Here is a 21,444-nt window from a genome sequence, read left to right on the forward strand (position 1 = left end):
GTTTCAAATCAAAATAATTTTCTGTTTTCTTCTTTAATGTGGTTGTCAGGTATAGCCTTGAAAGGTATAAATAGGCTGTTGTCACCAAGTAACCGTTTCGTTACCAATGGTTTTTCGCCCCCTTCAATTAACATGGATGAAGAATATGTTTGAAAAAGTTGTTGCAGCACCCGCTGATCCTATCCTCGGTCTAACAGAAGAGTTTAAAAAAGACGCTCGCGCTGAAAAGATCAATCTAGGTGTTGGTATCTACAAGAATGAGCAAGGTGAAACCCCTGTTCTAGCGACCGTAAAGAAAGCGGAAGCAGCACTTTTAGAAACGGAGAAAACCAAATCTTACCTAACGATTGAAGGTACAGCTGAATACGGTCTAGCGGTACAAAAACTTCTGTTCGGTACAGATGCTGAAATCGTAACTGAAAAACGCGCAAAAACGGCTCAAGCTCCGGGTGGTACGGGTGCACTGCGAGTTGCTGGTGAATTCATCAAGCGCCAACTTGGCGATGCAAAAATCTGGATCAGTAACCCAACGTGGGCGAACCACAACGGCGTATTCAGCGCAGCAGGTATCGAAACCGCGCAATACCGTTACTACGATGCAGAAAGCAAAGACAAAGATTTCGCTGGCATGGTTGCGGACCTAGAGCAGGCATCTGCAGGCGACATCGTCCTACTACACGGCTGCTGTCACAACCCAACAGGTATCGATCCAACAAGTGACGAGTGGGAGCAACTAGCGAAACTTGTCTCAGACAAAGGTCTTATCCCTCTATTTGACTTCGCTTACCAAGGCTTTGCAAAAGGCGTAGAAGAAGATGCACAAGGCCTACGTACATTTGCTAAGTACAATACAGAAATCCTAGTGGCGAGCTCATTCTCAAAGAACTTCGGTCTCTACAACGAGCGTGTAGGTGCCTTCACACTCGTCGCAGCATCAGAAGAGATCGCAACAACAGCGTTCTCTCAAGTTAAGAGCATCATTCGCTCTATCTACTCTAACCCACCAGCACACGGCTCTGCGGTTGTTACTTACATCCTTAACGATGCTGCACTGCGCGCAGAGTGGGAGCAAGAAGTAGCAGAAATGCGTGACCGCATCCAAGATATGCGTGAGCTGTTCGTTGAGACACTAAAAGCAGAAGGCGTTGACGCAGACTTTAGCTTTATCGAGCGCCAAAACGGCATGTTCTCTTTTTCTGGCCTAAGCAAAGAGCAAGTGAACCGTCTGAAAGAAGAGTTTGCTATCTACATCGTTGGCTCTGGCCGTATCAGTGTTGCTGGCATGACCAAATCAAATATGGGACCACTATGTAAAGGTATCGCTGCGGTACTTTAATGTCCTAATATCAAAATATTAACTCAAAGGTCAGCGTAAGCTGACCTTTTTGGTTTCAGCGTGTAGTATTAACAGATACTCCATTTGATAAGGCTCGTCATGGACGCTGAACTGATTGAAATCCAGAACTTTCTGGCCTCTCATCCCCCTTTCGATGAACTCCCTGAAGAAACGCTGATACACATCTCACAGCAAATCGAGATTGGCTACTATCGTGAAGACACCCCAATCATTCATTTTGGTGACGATATCCAAGATCTGTTTATGGTGCGCAGCGGCGTCGTCGAAATCTACCGCCGTAAAGGTGAGCTATACAACCGAATTGATGAAGGCGATCTGTTCGGTCAAATGGGTCTTCTTACCAACAACAAGGTACGTTTCCCCGCCAAAGCCGTCGAAGATACGTTGGTGTACTGTATTCCCGCTGAAGTGTTTCAGGAGCTATATGATGGCTTTGACTCCTTCGCTGACTTTGTAGAAGTAGAAGATACGGTTCGATTGCGCCAAACCGTCTCGAACAATGAGAACACTAACGACCTTACAACATCAAAAGTTCGAACCCTTTTGACCCGAGATGCACCGACTATTGAACGTAGCAGTAGTATCCAAAATGCCGCGCGCGTTATGGCGGATGAACAAGTGTCATCACTGCTTATTATCGACCCTGAAATCGTCGAAAGTGATGAAGATGACTCCTCTCCCGTCGTCGGTATTATTACCGACAGAGACTTGTGCACACGCGTTCTTGCGGAAAACCTAGATCCACAAGATGAAGTCTCCTCTGTCATGTCTACTGACGTAATTTCACTTGATCACAACGCGTACGTATACGAAGCCATGCTCACCATGCTTCGTTACAACGTCCATCATCTACCTGTACTTAAAAACAAAAAACCGCTGGGGATCATCGAAACCACCGATATCGTTCGTTACGAGTCGCAGAACTCGCTGCTTCTAGTAAGCAGTATCTTCCAGCAACAGTCCATTGAAGAACTCAAAGCACTGTCTGAACAGGTTCGCGACAGTTTCGTGCGCTTGGTGAATGAAGATGCTAACGCCCACATGGTAGGCACTGCAATGTCGGTGATCGGACGAAGCTTTAAACAGCGTATCATTGAGCTCGCAGAAGAAGAATTAGGCCAAGCACCGATCCCATATTGCTTCTTAGCACTGGGTTCTATGGGACGTGATGAGCAGCTCATAGTCACAGATCAAGACAATGCCATTATTCTTGATGACAGTTATGATAAAGCCAAGCACGGTAAGTACTTTGAAGCCTTCTCCAAATTTATCTGCGATGGTTTAGCGGACTGCGGTTACACCTACTGCACCGGCGATATCATGGCAACCAATCCCGAGTGGCGAATGACCCGCAAAGAATGGGAAGCCTGTTTTGCTGATTGGATTGATGACCCCAACCCGAAAGCGCTACTCAATGCCTCTATCTTCTTCGATCTAGATGGCGTATACGGCAAGCTAAAATGGGCTGAGCAACTCAACAGCTTCATTGTCAGACGCGCGAGACGCAACAACCGCTTCCTTGCCTGTTTGGCACGCAATGCGCTTAACCGCAAGCCGCCTCTAGGCTTCTTTAAAGACTTTGTGATGGAAAAGGATGGCCGTCATAACAACTCTATCAACCTTAAACGACGTGGTACGGCACCTTTGGTTGACCTTATCCGTGTGCACGCCCTCGCGGTCGGCTCACGCTCAACTAACTCGTTTGAGCGTCTAGATGACATCCACGAGGCAGGGATTTTACCCAAGGGTCGTGCACGTGATCTTAAAGATGCCCTCGAATTTATCTCAATGGTGCGTATCTCACACCAAGCGCTCGACGTCGAGCAAGGTATCGAGCCAGACAACAACGTCGAGCCGGAGAACCTGTCCGACTTTGAAAGACGCAATCTCAAAGATGCGTTCCAAATCTTGAGCAACGGTCAGAACTTCCTGAAGTTCCGCTATCAAGCCAGTAACAACTTTAAGTAGGTCATATGATAAAGAAGCTCCTTAAAGCTCCGGCAGTGCAATGGAACAGTAAGTTCGAACAACTTAGTGAGCGTGCCAAAGATGACAGGCTCAAAGCCTTTTATGCTGCAGGCTTACCGTCACCAGAAACCCCTTTGAATGAAGTGCCTTTTGTTGCCTTGGATTTCGAGACGACAGGACTTAACCCAGAAAAAGATGGGATTCTGTCGATTGGTTTAGTCCCATTTACACTCTCTCGAGTTAAACTCCGTCAAGCCGCTCATTGGACAGTAAGACCAAAAGCTAAACTCGAAGAAGAGTCTGTGGTCATTCACGGCATCACCCACAATGACTTGATTGATGCGCCTACATTGAATGAGATATTGGCCGACGTGCTCAACGCTTTAGCTGGAAAAATCATCGTAGTGCATTACCGCCCCATTGAACGCGGTTTTTTAAACTGTGCATTGAAGAAAATGCTCGGTGAAGGTATTGAGTTCCCAGTTGTCGACACCATGCAGGTAGAGTCGGACTATCAAGAGAAATTAACGGCGGGCATAGTCAATAAGCTCAAAGGTAAGCGTGCGGATTCGGTGCGTTTAGGTCAAACACGTCGCCGCTATGGGTTGCCAGACTACCCACCTCACCACGCTCTGATGGATGCTGTTGCAACAGCAGAGTTGCTTCAGGCGCAAATGGCCTATCAGGACAATGAAACCAAAGTACTTGGTGACTATTGGCTTTGACACCTCGGTCTTGCCTTAATTCTTGGGTTTAGGTGTTAGTTAAAACAAGTCCTGCTGCGGGCTTGTTTCCTCCTCGAGAACTTTATTTGGCACAGGGACTTTACCCTGTGCTAATTTACGACGATATCGCTGCCGACAAAGTTTGATAATATGCAGCTGCTGTGCCGACGTATAAGAAAGCCAATTAAAACGTTCTTCCCGCTTGCGCATACATCCTTGGCAATAGCCCTTTTCATCCACCGTACAAACTCGAACACAAGGACTCGGCACGGTAAAAAACTCAAGCTGTTCCATTCACTTTCCTTGCTATCCAATCATTAATCTGGCTGGCAAATATTACTCTGCCTAGCTATACCTCTGTTTTCGCCCTTCAATTACTCTAGCACCCACCTTACAAAGCTTAAAATTCAGAAAGTAAGAATAGTCTGAACTATCGGTCAGTAGCCATACCTGCAACATGGATATACAATAACTTCCACATCCTAGGTTGAAATCCCACTATACTAAAGATAACCTACTCCTGACAAAAAACAGTGTTTTATTAGATACGCTAGTCAGCAATTTCATTTAGTTGGAGCAATAAATATGAAGATTTTTTCTAAGAAGGTACTCGCAGCTGTTGCGCTTCCAGTTCTTATGACGGCTTGTGCCGCAAACGATGCTAAGCAGGAGGAGCCAATGAAAGCCGTTACCGCTCAGGATCTTCAGCACCATAACTGGAATCTGGTTCAAATTGATGGCAACCCAATTCAAATCGAAGAGCAAAGCGAAGCGCCACGCCTAGAAATCGGTGAAAAAATGACAGCCAACGGCAACGCAGGTTGTAATAACTTCTTCGGTCAAGGTGAGTTGAAAGACGGTCAGTTCCGCATTGAAAAAATGGGTATGACGATGAAAATGTGTCCAGGTGCGGCAATGGACATCGAAAGAACGGTATCTCAAACCCTTTCTGACTGGAGTGAAATCACTGTCACTCAAAATGGTCTAGAACTTAAAGGCCAAGCGCATACGCTTACATTTGAGTTGAAAGACTGGGTAAACTAAGCCAAACACATGATCTAGGAGGCCTCGCTTTATGCGGGGCCTTTTTGTATCCCTTCCCTCCCCTCGGCTCTTGCCCAACCTTTGCTTTACAACATTGGCATTACAACATTGGTTTTGCCTATTGGAAGAATAACCACATCCAGTTATCTCTCGCACAGCAAAGCACGTATCTTATCGACATATTGAATTGCTACATTGAACCAAACGAGATTACCCATGACCACCAAAGCACTCATTGTCGAGGGAGGCGCCATGCGCGGCATTTTCGCAGCAGGCGTACTCGATGCATTTTTAGAGCAAGACTATCGCCCTTATGACTTTGTTCTCGGCGTCTCTGCGGGTGCTTCCAACCTACTTAGTTACTTAGGCAATGCACCAACTCGAAGCTATCAAGTCATTACTGAGTTGGCGACCAGCAAACAGTTCTACAACCCACGTCGATTTGTTTCTGGCGGCCATTTGGTCGATGTGAAATGGCTCTATGAAGAATCTAATCGCCGATTCCCTTTGGATCTGGAGCGCGTGTTTACATCGGCTCCTTTTATCGCTGCAGCCACCAATATCGCTACTGGTCGTCCCGATTACTACGAAATCACGCCAGACAATATCGCCAAGGCTATTGAAGCCACCGCTTCGCTGCCCCTTGCCTACAAAGAGACTCCTTGTTTTGATGGCGGCTGCTACACCGATGGCGGCGTGGCTGATTCGATTCCAGTACGTGAAGCTTATCGCCGCGGAGCAAGAGACATCACTGTGATTTTATCACACCCTTTAAGCTATGAAATGCCAAAGCCTAAAGCAGGTTGGCTAATGAAAAAGTTATTCACGAAGCATCCAAACATTGGGCTAGCGCTGGCAAAACGTGCTGAAAACTACAATGACTCGCTGCTGTTTATTAAAAACCCACCCAAAGATTGCGTGGTTCGAGTCATCACCCCACCCGAGGACTTTCCTGTGCAGCGCTTAACGATGAAAAAAGCTCTACTCGATAAAGGCTATGAAATGGGTATGGAACAAGGGCGAAGCCATGTCAATCATCTGACAGGTAAACTCGAGTATCGACAGGAAGAGTGTCACTTTTGCTAATAATGGATGAGTAAGTATGCCATCATAGTTACTCACCCACTATAAATAGGAAGTTTTCTTGATGCGTAAATCTGATAAGAAAATTGATAATCTAATCAGAGAAGTGTTGACCGAAGTTTGTGAAGGTACGCTAAAAAACTACGAAGGTTTTCTTTGGGTGACTCACACGGTCAAATTCCAGTCCTTCCCACAGAGCTTACAAATTATCTGTGTATTCGAATCGAACCAAGATAGAACAAACTTCTTGATGAGCGATGGCCAGAAACATGTCTCAACCACCATCCAAAATGCGTTCAATCAGGTTGGCGTACAAATGAAGAACGTGAGTAAGCAAATCAGTTACCAAACACGCTAAAAATGTAGTTAGTGAGCCGTTTGAGCTTTGCAGTTGCAAACCCAATCCTGGATATTTTAGAGATGGCTACGGTCGCAGCGTTTGCAGCGATACCGCTCAACACACGGTCTGCGCCATCATGACCGAAGACTTCCTCGTCTTCACCAAAGCCTGTGTCAATGACCTTTCTAGTCCTAGGCCAGAATAAGTCGAGATAACAGCGGTGCTGATACTGTTGTTCATAGTGCCCTGCCAAGAACTCATAGCCCCAGCCTATGAAATGTATCGTGACCACCCCCTATATCAATTACACCCCACCATTAAAATAGCCTTTGTCCCCTTTATATCATTGGTCAATATTTCCTATCTAGGAGGGTCATTGTCTATCTGATATTCCCATTCACAACTTTAAAACAGACAGTTTTGTAATATACCTCTATTAACGTTGGTCATTGAAATGAGAAATAAACTCTTACTCACAGCAATAACACTAGCGCTACCATTCAGTTCATTTGGTTCGGGAAATGTACTACCGTACGAAACTCCGGAATTTAATGGGAAGATTGGTCGCACAATCGCAGAATCAACAGAAGATTATCCGCAACCCGTTGAAGCTCCTGAAGGGGCTCCAAACATTATCCTTGTTATCCTTGACGATGTTGGCTTTGGTCAAACATCCACTTTAGGCGGTCCAATCCCAACTCCTGCAATGGATGAGTTGGCTGAAGAAGGTGTTACATACACCCGTTTCCATACAACTGCGGTATCGAGCCCAACGAGGGCATCACTCCTGACAGGACGAAACCACCACCAACTTGGCTTTGGAACCATTTCCGAAATGTCATCTGGCTACCCCGGATACCACAGTATTTGGGGGAAAGACTCAGCAAGTGTTGCAGAGATCTTAAAGCAGAATGGTTACAACACAGCAGCTTGGGGGAAATGGCACAATACGCCTGACTGGGAAACCAACCAAACCGGACCATTTGATCGTTGGCCAACTGGATTAGGTTTTGAATACTTCTACGGATTTATGGGAGGAGAAACCAGTCAGTATGAGCCTCAGCTCTTTAAAAATACCTTACCTGTAGAGCCTGAAAAGAAACCGGGTGAGACATACCATCTGACTGAAGACCTTGCGAAAGACGCCGTTAAATGGATCAAGCAACAAAAATCTCTCAACCCAGATAAGCCTTACTTTGCATACTTCTCAACGGGTGCGATCCATGCTCCTTTCCATGTAGGTAGTGAGTGGATCGATAAATTTAAGGGTCAGTTTGATGATGGCTGGGATGCGATGCGCGAACACACTTTTGAAAGGCAGAAGCAACTAGGCATCATTCCAAAAGACACAAAACTGACTCCGAGACCTGATGAGATCCCAGCCTGGGATGAACAGTCTGAGGACGAAAAGAAACTCTTTGCACGTCAAATGGAGGTCGCCGCTGGATTTATGGCGCACACTGATCACTGGGTGGGTAATCTAATCGAGCAGGCAAAGGATATTCCGGGGGCAGAAAACACCATGGTTATTTACGTCGTAGGTGATAATGGCGCCAGCGGTGAAGGTACACTCATCGGCACAACTAACAACATGATGGTACAAAATGGTTTCCCAGATAGCGTTGAAGATCAATTAGAAGTGATTGATGGTATCGGTGGAAAAGACTTTGAAAACCACTATGCAGTGCCTTGGGCTTGGGCGGGTAGCTCTCCTTTCCAATGGATGAAACGTGTACCCTCTCACTTTGGCGGAACCCGAAATGGTCTCATAGTTTCTTGGCCAGAAGGAATCAAAGCGAAAAATGAAAAACGCACCCAGTTCCACCATGTTGTCGATATCGCCCCTACTATTTATGAAGCAGCAGGAATTGAAATCCCGACAGAAGTAAACGGTGTAGAACAGTCAACAATGGCCGGTGTTCCGATGAATTACTCGTTTGATGGTGCAGACAAAGAAGGCACTAGAAAAACACAGTACTTTGAGGTAGCAGGTCATATGGCTATTTATCATGACGGCTGGATGGCATCGGCATTCCATGGCGTACCGTGGGCCTTTATAGGATCGAAAGGCTTTGATGATGTCACGTGGGAGCTCTACAACATTGATGAAGACTTCTCTCAAGCAAATGATCTAGCTAAGTCTCACCCAGAGAAACTTGAAGAACTGAAGAAGATATTCGATGAGGAAGCAAACAAGTATGACGTCTATCCATTGGATGATCGGTATGCAGAGCGCGTAGTAAACCCAAACCGTCCGTCGATTACTCGCGGTAAAAAGCACTTCAGATATTACCAAGGCACAGTGCGCATACCTGAAGGTGGTACTCCTCCTGTCTACTCACGTAGCCACACCATTGAATCCAAGTTGGACTACAACCATGGTGATGAAGGTGTCATCGTTGCTGTTGGGGGTAATGTGGCTGGCTACACCATCTATATCAAAGATGGCAAGCTGCACTACCACTACAACTTCTTCAACAAAAAACGCTTCCATGTGACATCAGAAGAGCCTTTGCCGAGTGGTTCTCTCGACATCAAGATGGACTACAAGCAAGAGTCTAGTGAACATGGTGGAGGTGGCACTGCAACTCTTTACGTGAATGGCAAAAAGGTAGGTTCTGAGAAAATCGGAAACACTGTGCCGCTTCGCTTTGCAGTAACAGAAACTACCGATATCGGTATGGATCTGGGCTCTCCAGTGACACCAGAATACGAAGCGCCTTTCGAGTACCCGAACCGCATTGAGTTTGTGGATTACACGCTCAATTAACGGTCACTTTATCACCACCTGTCGCTACCAACCGAAGATGCACTGTCTCGGTTGGTAGCAACGTACAGCTGCTACTTAGCAACATTCAACAACACCAAATTATCAAGCCCCCCTTTGGCCGTGAGGAATTTTCATGCAAACACCGACTAGTTGTCATGTAATGGCAAAACCAACTGGCTCTGTCTGTAACATTGACTGTGATTACTGTTTCTATCTAGAGAAAGAAAAGCTCTATCCAGATCGCCAAAACAACTGGCGCATGAGCGACGCAACGTTGGAAGCTTATATCATGCAGACTATTGAAGCGCAGAAAAATAACCATGTTCAGCTTACCTGGCAGGGAGGTGAACCTACGCTCATGGGGCTGACGTTTTTCCAAAAAGCAGTAGAACTAAGCAAGAGATACGCAGGCAATAAAACGGTTGAGCACAGCTTTCAAACTAACGGCCTGCTGCTTAATGATGATTGGTGTCGTTTCTTTAAACAGCACAACTTTCTTGTTGGCCTGTCTATTGATGGCCCCGCAGACCTAAATGACTGCTATCGAAAAAACAGAGCCGGCAAACCAACCCACGTAAAGGTAATGAAAGCGATCGAGTTACTAAAAAAACATAACGTAGACTTTAATACACTGACCGTGGTGAACCGAGAAAACGTAAAGTATCCGGATCGTGTCTATCAGTTTCTTAAAGATATTGGTTCAACCTACATCCAGTTTACGCCTCTGGTCGAACGAGAAGCCAGGGTGGCAAAAAGTGATCAATTACGCTTGGTTCTACCCCACGAAGCATTAGCGGATGTCACCGAGTGGTCCGTACCTGCGCGCCAATATGGTGAGTTTTTGAACGCTATTTTTGACCAATGGGTGCGAAAAGATATTGGACGAGTTTACGTAAACATGTTCGATAGTACATTGAGCAGCTGGTTTGGTGAGAACCCTAGTATTTGCCACTTCGCGCAGCGCTGTGGTCACGCCTTTGCTCTTGAGGCAAATGGGGATTTATACAACTGTGACCACTATGTTTACCCTGAACATTTGTTGGGCAATATTCACGACAAATCTATCGAGGAATGCAATACGAGCCGTCAGGCCATTCAGTTCGGAAAGGACAAACAGGAAACATTAAACGCAGACTGCAAACGCTGTAAATACAAGTTTGCCTGCAATGGAGGTTGTCCAAAGCAGCGCTTTACTGTCAGTCCAAATGGGTTGCCTAACCACAATTACTTCTGTCAGGGTTATAAGCTGTTTTTTGAGCACACTGCAACCTACATGCAGGAAATGTGCAACTTACTCAAACAGGGGCGCTCTCCTGCAGAACTGATGTGGATGCTGAACTACAGAGAGCCTAAAACCAGTGCGACTAAAATGAGCTCTATAGGCAGGAACTCACCTTGTCTATGTGGCAGTGGGCAAAAATACAAACGTTGCTGCGGTTAATCTACCTTTATGATTAAAATGGTTACCATCCGCCAGCGATACGACGCTTAATGGCCTCTCTGAGCGACTTATGTTGCTCATTGTTGGCATATCGCTTGTGGTAAGCCAAACTATAATTTATGGCACTAAGTTCAATAGGACACGCAAGCATTTTTAACCCCAAAGTGTTTTGCCAGTACTTGGCAAACCCTTCTGATACAACAGCTACTGCATCCGATTTTGATACCAGCATTAACTTGGCTGAAAGCGAACCAACAACGCTATGGATCTGGCGCTCTTGAACTATCGACTTAGCACCATGCTCAAAGCCCGACATTCTTTCCCATTTGGTGGATAAAATGATGTGGCGCTGCTGATAAAACTCCTCACTCGTCATTGTATCTCCAATTGACGGGTGATCAGCTCTACAAATAACTATCGCGGTTTCTTCAACGACAGGCTCAATAATAAGTGAGGGATCTCTAACAGTAAAAACAGACAGTGCGAGATCCAAAGATTGATTGCGCAGGCGCTCAATCACACTCACCTGCTCAGCTGGCGTTTCTTGTATTTGAGCATGGTCGATATTGACGACTTGATGAAGAAGCGCTTCGTTGACATGTACTTCAAAATTCACATCATCTGTCACTGCATTAATAATTTCATTGAAACCTTGATGACATCGTGAGGCGAGCTTATGTGCGTTCGCAGTAGGACTGATGCCTCGCCCTTGCTTTACGAAAAGTTGATAACCAATATCGGCTTCCATCTTTCTTACCGCAGCACTCACAGAAGGCTGACTAATACCAAGATTGTTAGCCGCTTTAGTAAACGAGCCAGTTCGGTAAACCTCGAAGAATGTTCTGATCAAATTCAAATCGAATTGTTGATTATTTTGCATAGATTAGAGTTTCTGTAGAAAGTTTTTTGCTCACGGTTGTGTCCATTATAACGACATTTGCTCTAAATGTTCTGCTCCCTTAATTCAGAACACTAAATTCAGCAGCTTCGAATGCGAGAGTTTATTCACATGCGACTAAACTAGCCATCACGCTAAACCCAAAAGGCTCCCGAGATATTGGGAGCCTTGAATCTTTTCTCACCGAAAAGCTGGTTATTTTGGAGATACATCCTTCGACATGATGCGATTCCATACTTGCTCTTCCCAACCTTGGTTATTCATACCTGGGTGGTTTGGCTTGATACCAGTGTCGAACACAGAAACGTACACTGGATTTGGTCTCGCTTCTGGGAACGGCAGCTGTTGATCTGCGTATGGGCAGTTCGATACAACAAAGTACTGGTCTTTCTCTGCGTAGAACTCTACCGCTGTACCATCTTCAACCGCGGGAGCTGGCGCTAGCACACAGCGAGTGATGTCACCGTCCATTTGCGTAAAGCGGTTAGGTTGGAAGATGTTCACATCGTTACGATTTGCATGGAAGATGGCCGTTTCACGACGTTCGGTTTCGTCTTCAATTGCGGCAATTGCTGGAACACGTAAAAAACCATGCAGGAAATTCTCGTTGCAAGAGTTCACGTTACCTTCTTCACCGTACAGCATGGTTAGCCAGTCAGCGTTACAATGTGCGGCATAGAAGATGTGGGTAAAGCCTTCTTCCAGTTTTTCGTACGGGAAGTTATCTTCGACGAGTGTCGCCATCTTCTCCATCTTATGACGTTGAGACCACACTCCTGAGTTCACACGAAGGTTTAACCCTTCCAGTGCCGAAGTATTTAGATGGTCAGCCCACTGGGTCAGGTCTGGGGTAATCATTTGCACATCGATGATTTGAGTACGGCCGTTGTGACGGCTAGGGTTGTTTTCGAAACGGATGACTTGACCCGCTTTAACAAAGAAAGCATTGCCTGTGTGTGCCTCTAAGATGTCGTCATATACGTGAGTTCGCGTACCGTTTTCTTTGGTTGCACGCACTGCGTCGTAGAATGCCATGTCAGGCGAGGCCATACGCTCATACGTTTTTGCCGGATCGGCATCTTCGTTATACTCGTAAACACCTGCTTCGTTGATTTTGCTCTCTACTACTTTGATATCAGACATAATGTGTACCTTAAATCGTAAACCTATCTGTTTCCGTACCAATCTCGTTTGATGTTTGAGTTAGGCTTCCTCGCTGCTTGTGGGTGTAGAATAGCAATTTTTAATTACATACAAAGTCAATGAAGCTTAAGAAAAATTTACACTTTGAGATGTCGAACTGTATTAGCTTCGAGTTGAACGATGGTGTTTGAGCACACCTCTGTCTAAAAGGGAATCTCATTCAGCGCGTAGCAAAGCTGATTTACGTGACGTAGCCGATAATATTCAGTTACCTACCCGCGCAGAAGAACCTCACTTTCGTGAGGGTGACGGCTATATTGGGCAGTTAGAGGCAAAGGAAACGCGATTGTTATTTCCAAATCCTTGTTACGAAACAATCACCACCGCTACAGGCGGTGGTTTAGAGGGGAGAACAAAAAATAGCACTCATTGAGTGCTATTTTTACTATTTGAACAGCAATACCTTCAAGGCTGCATCTGGGTCTACATCCGCGAACTCGTCCGGATTTGGCAAACGCTCAACAAAACTCAACTGCGGCGCTTCCTCAGCCATGCCTTCAATCAGAAAATCCGGAGTAACCGCTGGCGAGTTAACACACGCCATCACCTCACCATTAGGTGTCATCAGCTCATTTAAACGTCTTAAGATCTTCTTATAGTCTTTGGTTAGCGCAAAACTGCCCTTTTGAAATGACGGTGGATCAATCACGACAATGTCATACGGGCCATACTTTTTGATTTTCCCCCAAGACTTAAAAATGTCGTGGGCAAGAAAACTCACTTGGCTAAGATCGTGATTGTTCAGGCGATGGTTGTCGCGCCCTTTGTTGAGCGATGAACGCGCCATATCGACGTTGACCACATGCTCGGCACCACCAGCTATCGCCGCGACTGAAAAGCCACAAGTGTACGCAAATAAGTTAAGAACACGCTTACCTTCCGCTTTAGACTTCACCCACTCACGGCCATTTCTCATATCAAGAAACAGACCGAAGTTTTGGTTGCGACCAATATCGAGTTGATACTGACAACCTAGCTCTTCTACCACAGGTTTGTTATTGAGTTCACCCCAAAGCACCTCTGAAGGCGCGCCATCGCTGTATCGGTGTTGCAGTACTATCGCTTTGCCTTGCGCCTTTTCCCAAATAGTTGAAACCGCTAACTCCATTAAACCTTGTTGCAGTGTCGTTAGGAACATCTCATCAACAGGCTTAAACAAGTTCACCAACAACTGATTCGCTGCCCAATCACAAGTCAATTGCTCTAAACCAGGGAAACACTTACCACGGCCGTGAAACAAACGGCGAACCTCCGTTGGCGAAGAAGCTAAAGCGTACTCGACTTGTTCGAAGAACACCCCCAACTTTTCGGCCTGCATCACTTGACCTTGTGGCTCTTGATTGTCTTGTGATGAAATCATTTCTTCGGCCATACTAACTCCCACGGTTTAGACCATTGCTCAATTGCACTATTCAAAGCTGCGCTGTTCCATTTACTACCTAGTTTTGCGTTTCTTGGATCGCAGATAAACTCATACGCTTGATTAAAAAGGGTAAAGCGCAGCGCGTAAGCATGAAGATAACCGCGATCAACGCCTGTGCTCTGGCCATAAATGGGATCACCCACAATCGCAGAGCCCACTGATTTAAGCGCCACGCGAATTTGATGAGTTTTTCCTGTTAATGGCCGACATAAAAATGCCCGCTCACCTTCTTCGCCTGCTGAGGAGAAGAACTGTGTCACTGCCGGGTTATTCTTACTTGCTACCAACTTCCAAGAAGCACGACGAGAACGTTCCATATCCCCTGAGATTGTACCCTGCTTTTTCTTCGGCTTTTTGCTGCCAATCGCCAGATAGAACTTGTCCATTTGACGTTGCTGGAACAGTTGCGAGAACTCGGCGGCCACCTCGGAGCGTTTGGCTAGGATAAGCAACCCCGAAGTCATTTTGTCGAGGCGATGCACCAAAAATAGAGGCGGACAACCAAGGAAGGTCGCCACTTCTTGCACCAGCATGGTATCCCCGTCATCTTTGTGAACACTAACACCTGGGTACTTGTTGATGACCACAAAATCATCATTTTCAAACTGAATATCGAACATGAAAGGCGTAACTTTGAATTGTTTGGCTCGGATGATACACAAAAGCTGCCCGAAGAGCAGCTTTTGGTTTTCTGATAATAACTGATCAGAGGAAAGGATAAGCAAACACGATTAAGATTGCCGCCGGGCACACAAACTTCACATACCAAGGCCAAATTTTCCAGAACCAGGTCTGTTCAATTTCTGGGTTGCCTTGTCTGATTTCCTCAAGCAGTGAGTTACGGCTCCAAATCCAACCAAGAACCACAGCCCACACCACGCCAAGAAGCGGCTGCATATAAACCGTAGAGGCGGTCGCTACTAAGTCGAACAAAGCATTAAAGTTAGCAGCAATAATAGCGCTACATAGCAAAATAGTGCCGCCCAAGATCTTGGTTGCTTTGTTGCGAGACATCTTCGCTTCTTCTTGAAGGCAAGACACTGGCACTTCTAACATAGCGATAGAAGACGTTAATGCAGCGATGACCATTAGAGCAAAAAATGCGATGCCAATGACTTCACCAGCTAGCCCCATGGAATCAAAAAGCGCTGGCAGTACCACAAACACCAGGTTACCAGAGCTAATAAGCTCACCAAGCTCATTGAAAATCTGCACGCCATTTTCTTTTGCAACAAACATAGCGGGAAGAATCAGCAAACCCGCCATAAACGCGACACCTGTATCGATGATCGCCACCTGCCCCGCCGTTTTCGGAATATTGATGTCTTTGCTTAAGTAAGAGCCGTATACCATCATTGCGCCTACGCCAAGTGACAATGAGAAAAACGCCTGGCCCATCGCGTTAACCACAAGACTAGCATTTAAGTGGTTCCATTTCGGCACGAGATACATTTCCAGTCCGTCCATAGCGCCATCCTGGGTAAAGATGTAGCCAATTAGAGCAATGAAAAGCACAAAAAGGACTGGCATCAAACGAGATGACCACTTTTCGATCCCGTCGGAAACGCCGCGTCTAACAACGAACACCGTCATCAACATGAACAGCACAGTTAAGCTTACGTTACGAGCTGTGCCGAACGTCACTAGCCAGTCAGCCACACCATTTAGCCCAATAACATCAGCAATCGGCGCAAGACCAAAACCGATTAGCCAGCCAGCTAGAATGGCGTAAAAGCTAAGAATCATGGAAGCAGTGAGCAGCGCGATAACACCGAACATGGCAGCCACCGGCTTATTTTTTACCCATATTTTGCGAAGCGATGCAATTGGGTTTGATTGGCCATAACGGCCAATTGTCAGCTCAGCGATCAACATTGGAAACGCCAACAGCGCCATCATAAACAGGTAAACCAGCAAGAATGCCGCTCCACCGTTGGTCGCCGTTTGGGTTGGAAAGCCCCACACATTACCTAAACCTACTGCGCTCCCCGCCGCAGCCATTATAAAACCAAAGCGAGAAGTGAATTGTCCTCTATCGGAACTTGTCATTGTTTCGTACCAAACCGTCGCCCAGCGACGTGAAATGTAAAGTTGGCTGTCCTTGATACAAATAGCAACGCAAACCATCACTAACTAGCGATCATTGTTCCTTGTGCGAAGTCTTAGCAGCTCCCAGATCAAGGCTGTACAATATAATTTACAGCGCAGTTTTTATAGGAGTTTTGCGAATGGGTAGCAAGTAAAACAGGTAATCTTTACAATTGGAAGGCCAAAACCATTATCTGGCTATTTTGCATTCTATTTCACTATAGTTCGGCCACTAAACCATCGAATGTCAACGTAATGACCTCCCTAAGCCACACTTTGCTCTGATCACTTCCATTGCCATAACCTTTTATCTCACGTTTGTTAACTCTTAGCGCTCACAGCAGTGACTAGTTGTATTTGACAGACAGTTAACTATTCCAAATACTTGATTCTGAGATTATTATTTCCAAAACTGTCTTTCTATCGAGGCTAAATGGACAAGGTTTATCACTTTCTAACACTCGCAGGCATTGGCTTGTATTGGATACTCGTTGCCGGTGTGACATTGCGGGTCGTGCTCAAGCGGCGTGCAGTCAGTGTTTCTCTTGCGTGGCTAATGGTGATTTATATCATTCCAGTGGTCGGCGTGATTTGCTATTTCATGTTTGGTGAGCTCAACCTTGGCCGTAAACGCGCTGAACGCGCTCGCGTCATGTTTAAGCCCTTTGAAGAGTGGTTTTTTGAACTAAACCATTGTAATGCTCACGTGCCCGACAACATGGGTACGCACATTTCTAAGATCGATAACTTGTGCAACAAGCGCATGGGTATTCCCGCTTTGTGTGGCAATGAGCTGCAGTTGCAAACCACCCCACAAGAAATCTTGCTCTCGGTCATTGATGATATCGAGAACGCCAAGCACAGCATTCGAATGGTGTTCTACATCTGGTACCCTGGTGGGTTGGCTGACTCAGTAGCGGCGGCACTTATCCAAGCGTCAAAACGAGGCGTAAACGTCAAAGTTTTACTGGATTCGGCAGGCAGTCCAACCTTTTTCCGCAGCCACTGGGCAACCATGATGCGCGATGGCGGCATTGAGTTAGTTGAGGGGCTTGAGGTTTCACCATGGCGTATTTTCTTGCGTCGTTTGGATCTGCGACAGCACCGTAAGATCATCGTTATTGATGATGAAGTCGCCTATACGGGCTCTATGAACATGGTCGATCCCGCATACTTCAAGCAAAGCTCTGGGGTTGGTCAGTGGATTGATATTATGGTTCGTATTGAAGGCCCAACCGTCAATGTGCTCTCTGCTATTCACTGTTGGGACTGGGAAGTAGAAACCGGTGACCGCCAACTACCTGTGCAGCCAGAATGCCAAATCGATATTCCAGAGGATTCGAAACCGGTTCAAGTCGTACCATCGGGACCAGGTATGCCAGATCAGTTGATTGGTCAGGTGCTCACCATTGCCATGCATCAGGCAGAAAAGTCCGTGCGCATCACCACGCCTTATTTTGTACCAAGTGCCGATCTATTAGAAACCATTAAAACCACAGCACAGCGCGGCGTTAATGTTGAACTGGTGATACCGAAAAACAACGATTCCATGATGGTGAAATGGGCATCACGCGCTTTTTACACGGATCTGCTTTCCTCAGGAGTGAAAATCCATGAGTTTGATGGTGGTCTTTTGCATACTAAATCGGTGGTGATTGATGAGCTATTTTGCTTAGTGGGTACCGTCAATATGGATATGCGCAGCCTTTGGCTCAACTTTGAGGTAACACTTGCGGTCGAAGACCCAGCCTTCACACTCGAAATGCATCAGCTGCAAAGCCACTACATCGAGAGCGCTGAGTTAGTCGACTACAACAAGTGGAAACAACGCAGTATCTATCACCGTTTCTTCGAACGACTGTTCTACCTGTTCAACCCACTGCTCTGATCATAAGGACAGAAGAAGGCCAAAGACTTGCAACTCTTTGGCCTTCATGGTTTATTGCTGTTATCTAAGCATTAATCTCAAACACATTGCGGTTTGAATACAGACAGGGATCCTTAATGTCAGAAAGCAAAACCACCAAATTTGTCACCGCTGGCCGCGATAAAAAGTGGACAAACGGCGTCGTGAACCCGCCAGTACAACGTGCCTCTACCGTTGTCTTTGATACTGTCGCTGAAAAGCATCACGCTACAGTGAATCGCGCCAATAAGACCCTGTTTTATGGTCGTCGTGGCACCAATACGCATTTTGCTTTCCAAGATGCGATGACGGAAATCGAAGGCGGTGTTGGCTGTGCGCTCTACCCATGTGGCACAGCGGCTATCTCAAATGCGATTCTTGCCTTTGTCGAGACCGGCGATCATATTCTCATGGTCGACACTTGCTACGAGCCAACTCGTGACTTCTGTGACAGCATCATGAAGAAAATGGGCGTAGAGACCACTTACTATGACCCAATGATTGGCCAAGGCATTAAAGATCTTATCCAGCCAAACACCAAAATTCTGTTCCTAGAATCCCCAGGCTCTATCACCATGGAAGTGCAAGACGTTCCAGGTATGGCTAAGATCGCTCATGAGCACGACGTGATTGTTATGCTGGATAACACGTGGGGAGCAGGCGTCAACTTTTCTCCATTTGAGCATGGTGTCGACATTTCGATTCAAGCCGCGACTAAGTACATCGTGGGTCACTCGGATGTAATGCTGGGTACCGCTGTTACTCACGAAAAATACTGGGATCAACTACGCGAGCAGAGCTACCTTATGGGTCAGTGTGTCTCTCCTGATGATGCGTATCTTGGCCTGCGTGGCATCCGCACGCTGGATGTGAGACTGCGTCAACACGCTGAAAACAGTTTAAAGGTCGCTGAGTGGTTGGCCACGCGTCCTGAGGTGGATCATGTTCGCCACCCTGCTCTTGATACTTGTCCTGGCAGCGAGTATTTCAAGCGTGACTTTACTGGCGGTAACGGCTTGTTCTCATTCGTGTTGAAATCGAGCTACCCACGAGCGACTACTGCGCTACTGGATGGCATGAAACACTTCAGCATGGGTTATTCCTGGGGTGGTTTCGAAAGCCTTATTCTCGCCAATGAGCCAAAGAGCTTTAACTCACTGCGCACCGTCGCCAACCCGGACTTTGAGGGGACTCTCGTTCGTCTTCATATCGGATTGGAAAGTGTCGAAGATTTAATTGAAGATCTAAAAACCGGTTTTGAGCGCTATAATTCGGTGATTCAAGAGAAAACCGTTACTCAATAATGTTTGTTTAAATGGCTTTCAGATTGAAAGCCATTTTTTTACTAAAGGAAATCCGAATGAGACTCAAAGCCGACGTCGCCATCTTAGATATTCTCGGTCATTTGTTAATTTGGTTGATATTAAGTTTCATCACTTTTGGTATCGCACTGTTCTTTTTCCCTTATTCTTTCTCCAAGTTCATTCTCAACCGCACCTATGTGGTCGATGATATGGGAAGAGAGCGAAAAATGGATTGCGATATCGATCTGTTTAGCGACCTCGGCCACGTGCTATTGTGGTTTGTGATATCGATACTGACGTTAGGCATTGGCTACATTTTCTATTTCTATCGTGTGTGGAATTATGCGCTCAACAACACCCGCGTAGACTAACCTCATTTTGGAAACACAAAAGGCAGGGATTCTCCTGCCTTTTCTCGTTAGTAGTAACTAACAGTTGGATCAACACATTGATAAATTTGACCGATACTTGCATCATTCAACAATAATTGGTGCACTAAGCGTGCAACTTCGCTGCGATGAATCGCACCATGAACTTCCACATGTTGAGACAATTCCCCTCGCTCTGTCACCTCACCATCTTTAAGTCCGCCCGGTCGTAGAATAGTGTAATCGAGTGAACTACTCGCCAGCCACGCTTCCGCTAACGATTTCTCTCGTACTGCAGCTCCAAAGCCCGCTCTCGCGCGTTCAGAAAGGTACTGCCATGAATCACCACATCCAAGCGAAGTCACCATTAAAAAGCGGTCAATACCGTGTTTTTCCAAAGCATCGACTAAATAGCGGTGTCCAATGTAGTCTACTGGTTTATCCGACCTAAAGCTGCCCATAGTAGACAGCACAACGGCGTCCTTTGGTAATTCTGATACAGCACTATTTACAGCGTCGAATTCTGTTGCATCACATGCGATGAGCTTTTCGCAAAGGGAATCCAAGTCAGCTTCCTTCTGTGGGTTTCTTGCCACACCAATAACATTGATGTCTTGGCTAGCAAAATAGCGCACCGCAGCAAGCCCCAGCCCACTACTGGCACCAAAAATCACAATTGTTTTCATTTTTCACCCCTTTTGGTAATGCGAACAATTTACATCACCATCAAGATAAATCTATAATCTGCATCAAACAACGCGCCTTTGAGCTCAAATCCATCCATGCTAAGGTGAGCACTTAGACATGGACACGTCGATTAGGAAAGCCACTATGAACTCCCCCTCTGCCATTCTTTACTATGTTTACGATCCCATGTGTTCATGGTGTTGGGGCTATAAACCGACTTGGGAGGCTATCAAAGCTTCGCTGGGCGGAGACGTAGAAATCCGCTACGTTTTAGGTGGGCTGGCTGAAGATACTGATGCGCCGATGCCCCTTCAGATGCGGACTCAGATAGCGGAGTACTGGCGCAAAATTGAGAGCTACTTGGGAACCGAGTTTAATCATGATTTTTGGACGCTCAACGAACCAAGGCGTGCTACCTATCCAGCTTGCCGAGCGATTATTGCTGCTCGTGCTCAAGATGCCGAGTTTGAAATGTACGCGGCGATACAAAGTGCCTACTATCTTGAAGCGAAAAACCCGAGCGATAATTCCGTACTCATCGACATCGCGACCGAAATTGGTCTAGATAGGAACCGCTTTACGCGAGATCTCACCGCTCAAGAAACACAACAAGCTTTGCTCCAAGAGATCGCTTTTGCTCGCAGTATTGGCGGCAACAGCTTCCCTTCGCTATTTCTATCTAAAGGTAACGCAATTGTGGAGCTGCCAGTCGATTACCAACATCCTGAAGTCACTGTGTCACAGGTACGCTCGATAGTAACCTCTCACTAACTTTTTATTGTTTGACCATCAATATTACAGTCTGCTGCTTTTTAGGGGTGTCACGTGTACACTTATTC

General features: G+C 46.2%; 19 protein-coding genes and 1 pseudogene. 13 read left to right on the top strand and 7 right to left on the bottom strand.

Annotation, left to right across the window (positions count from 1 at the left end; translation table 11 throughout):
- Nucleotides 1–145 precede the first annotated feature (145 nt).
- From ACVA6Q_RS12350 to ACVA6Q_RS12360, 3 genes are all read left to right on the top strand, one after another.
- Nucleotides 146–1,336, top strand: coding sequence for an amino acid aminotransferase (locus ACVA6Q_RS12350; protein WP_446647705.1), 1,191 nt, complete (start codon nucleotides 146–148; stop codon nucleotides 1,334–1,336).
- 99 nt (nucleotides 1,337–1,435) lie between these two features.
- Nucleotides 1,436–3,325, top strand: coding sequence for a putative nucleotidyltransferase substrate binding domain-containing protein (locus tag ACVA6Q_RS12355; protein WP_353498480.1), 1,890 nt, complete (start codon nucleotides 1,436–1,438; stop codon nucleotides 3,323–3,325).
- A gap of 8 nt (nucleotides 3,326–3,333) precedes the next feature.
- On the top strand, nucleotides 3,334–4,050 hold the full coding sequence (locus ACVA6Q_RS12360; RefSeq protein WP_353498680.1) for a 3'-5' exonuclease: 717 nt from the start codon (nucleotides 3,334–3,336) through the stop codon (nucleotides 4,048–4,050).
- Between the two features lie 39 nt (nucleotides 4,051–4,089).
- Here ACVA6Q_RS12360 and ACVA6Q_RS12365 read toward each other — a convergent pair whose 3' ends face one another.
- Complete coding sequence (locus tag ACVA6Q_RS12365; RefSeq protein WP_446647706.1) at nucleotides 4,090–4,344, bottom strand: DUF1289 domain-containing protein; 255 nt, start codon at nucleotides 4,342–4,344, stop codon at nucleotides 4,090–4,092.
- A gap of 291 nt (nucleotides 4,345–4,635) precedes the next feature.
- Here ACVA6Q_RS12365 and ACVA6Q_RS12370 point away from each other — a divergent pair, with 291 nt between their 5' ends.
- From ACVA6Q_RS12370 to ACVA6Q_RS12395, 6 genes and pseudogenes are all read left to right on the top strand, one after another.
- Nucleotides 4,636–5,094 (top strand): META domain-containing protein, encoded by a 459-nt coding sequence (locus tag ACVA6Q_RS12370; RefSeq protein ID WP_353498478.1) that lies wholly within the window; start codon nucleotides 4,636–4,638, stop codon nucleotides 5,092–5,094.
- A 216-nt stretch (nucleotides 5,095–5,310) separates the two neighbouring features.
- Nucleotides 5,311–6,180: a patatin-like phospholipase family protein gene (locus ACVA6Q_RS12375; RefSeq protein WP_446647707.1), complete on the top strand. Its 870-nt coding sequence runs from the start codon at nucleotides 5,311–5,313 to the stop codon at nucleotides 6,178–6,180.
- Between the two features lie 61 nt (nucleotides 6,181–6,241).
- The gene (locus ACVA6Q_RS12380; RefSeq protein ID WP_446647708.1) at nucleotides 6,242–6,535 is read left to right on the top strand and encodes a Fis family transcriptional regulator; all 294 of its coding nucleotides are present in this window, start codon (nucleotides 6,242–6,244) and stop codon (nucleotides 6,533–6,535) included.
- Nucleotides 6,536–6,593: 58 nt separating this feature from the next.
- Nucleotides 6,594–6,722, top strand: a pseudogene (locus ACVA6Q_RS12385) (DUF2237 family protein); the annotation flags it as partial.
- 249 nt (nucleotides 6,723–6,971) lie between these two features.
- A complete protein-coding gene (locus ACVA6Q_RS12390; protein ID WP_446647709.1) occupies nucleotides 6,972–9,287 on the top strand; it encodes an arylsulfatase in 2,316 nt (771 codons plus the stop codon).
- 133 nt (nucleotides 9,288–9,420) lie between these two features.
- A complete protein-coding gene (locus ACVA6Q_RS12395) occupies nucleotides 9,421–10,728 on the top strand; it encodes an anaerobic sulfatase maturase (protein ID WP_446647710.1) in 1,308 nt (435 codons plus the stop codon).
- Between the two features lie 22 nt (nucleotides 10,729–10,750).
- Here the strand turns inward: ACVA6Q_RS12395 and ACVA6Q_RS12400 are convergent, their stop codons facing one another.
- The 5 genes from ACVA6Q_RS12400 to ACVA6Q_RS12420 all read right to left on the bottom strand — a co-directional run bounded on the left by ACVA6Q_RS12400 (nucleotide 10,751) and on the right by ACVA6Q_RS12420 (nucleotide 16,301).
- Nucleotides 10,751–11,608 carry a LysR family transcriptional regulator gene (locus ACVA6Q_RS12400; protein WP_446647711.1) on the bottom strand — a complete coding sequence of 286 codons (858 nt, stop codon included), beginning with the start codon at nucleotides 11,606–11,608 and terminating at the stop codon, nucleotides 10,751–10,753.
- A 213-nt stretch (nucleotides 11,609–11,821) separates the two neighbouring features.
- Nucleotides 11,822–12,769 carry a DUF1989 domain-containing protein gene (locus ACVA6Q_RS12405; RefSeq protein WP_446647712.1) on the bottom strand — a complete coding sequence of 316 codons (948 nt, stop codon included), beginning with the start codon at nucleotides 12,767–12,769 and terminating at the stop codon, nucleotides 11,822–11,824.
- 445 nt (nucleotides 12,770–13,214) lie between these two features.
- Nucleotides 13,215–14,147: a class I SAM-dependent methyltransferase gene (locus ACVA6Q_RS12410; protein WP_446647775.1), complete on the bottom strand. Its 933-nt coding sequence runs from the start codon at nucleotides 14,145–14,147 to the stop codon at nucleotides 13,215–13,217.
- A gap of 38 nt (nucleotides 14,148–14,185) precedes the next feature.
- The gene (locus ACVA6Q_RS12415; protein ID WP_446647713.1) at nucleotides 14,186–14,872 is read right to left on the bottom strand and encodes a TIGR01621 family pseudouridine synthase; all 687 of its coding nucleotides are present in this window, start codon (nucleotides 14,870–14,872) and stop codon (nucleotides 14,186–14,188) included.
- 85 nt (nucleotides 14,873–14,957) lie between these two features.
- Nucleotides 14,958–16,301: a sodium-dependent transporter gene (locus ACVA6Q_RS12420; RefSeq protein WP_353498472.1), complete on the bottom strand. Its 1,344-nt coding sequence runs from the start codon at nucleotides 16,299–16,301 to the stop codon at nucleotides 14,958–14,960.
- A 472-nt stretch (nucleotides 16,302–16,773) separates the two neighbouring features.
- Here ACVA6Q_RS12420 and cls point away from each other — a divergent pair, with 472 nt between their 5' ends.
- From cls to ACVA6Q_RS12435, 3 genes are all read left to right on the top strand, one after another.
- Nucleotides 16,774–18,228, top strand: coding sequence for a cardiolipin synthase (gene cls / locus ACVA6Q_RS12425; protein WP_353498471.1), 1,455 nt, complete (start codon nucleotides 16,774–16,776; stop codon nucleotides 18,226–18,228).
- 116 nt (nucleotides 18,229–18,344) lie between these two features.
- Nucleotides 18,345–19,550 carry a cystathionine beta-lyase gene (locus ACVA6Q_RS12430; RefSeq protein ID WP_446647714.1) on the top strand — a complete coding sequence of 402 codons (1,206 nt, stop codon included), beginning with the start codon at nucleotides 18,345–18,347 and terminating at the stop codon, nucleotides 19,548–19,550.
- Between the two features lie 56 nt (nucleotides 19,551–19,606).
- Nucleotides 19,607–19,921: a DUF6693 family protein gene (locus ACVA6Q_RS12435; RefSeq protein WP_112461530.1), complete on the top strand. Its 315-nt coding sequence runs from the start codon at nucleotides 19,607–19,609 to the stop codon at nucleotides 19,919–19,921.
- 47 nt (nucleotides 19,922–19,968) lie between these two features.
- On the opposite strand, the gene ACVA6Q_RS12440 is transcribed toward ACVA6Q_RS12435, so the two are convergent.
- Nucleotides 19,969–20,604 carry an SDR family NAD(P)-dependent oxidoreductase gene (locus ACVA6Q_RS12440; RefSeq protein ID WP_446647715.1) on the bottom strand — a complete coding sequence of 212 codons (636 nt, stop codon included), beginning with the start codon at nucleotides 20,602–20,604 and terminating at the stop codon, nucleotides 19,969–19,971.
- A gap of 145 nt (nucleotides 20,605–20,749) precedes the next feature.
- Here ACVA6Q_RS12440 and ACVA6Q_RS12445 point away from each other — a divergent pair, with 145 nt between their 5' ends.
- Nucleotides 20,750–21,376 carry a DsbA family protein gene (locus ACVA6Q_RS12445; protein ID WP_446647716.1) on the top strand — a complete coding sequence of 209 codons (627 nt, stop codon included), beginning with the start codon at nucleotides 20,750–20,752 and terminating at the stop codon, nucleotides 21,374–21,376.
- Nucleotides 21,377–21,444: the final 68 nt, after the last annotated feature.

It is taken from the genome of Vibrio sp. DNB22_10_4 (assembly GCF_052879755.1).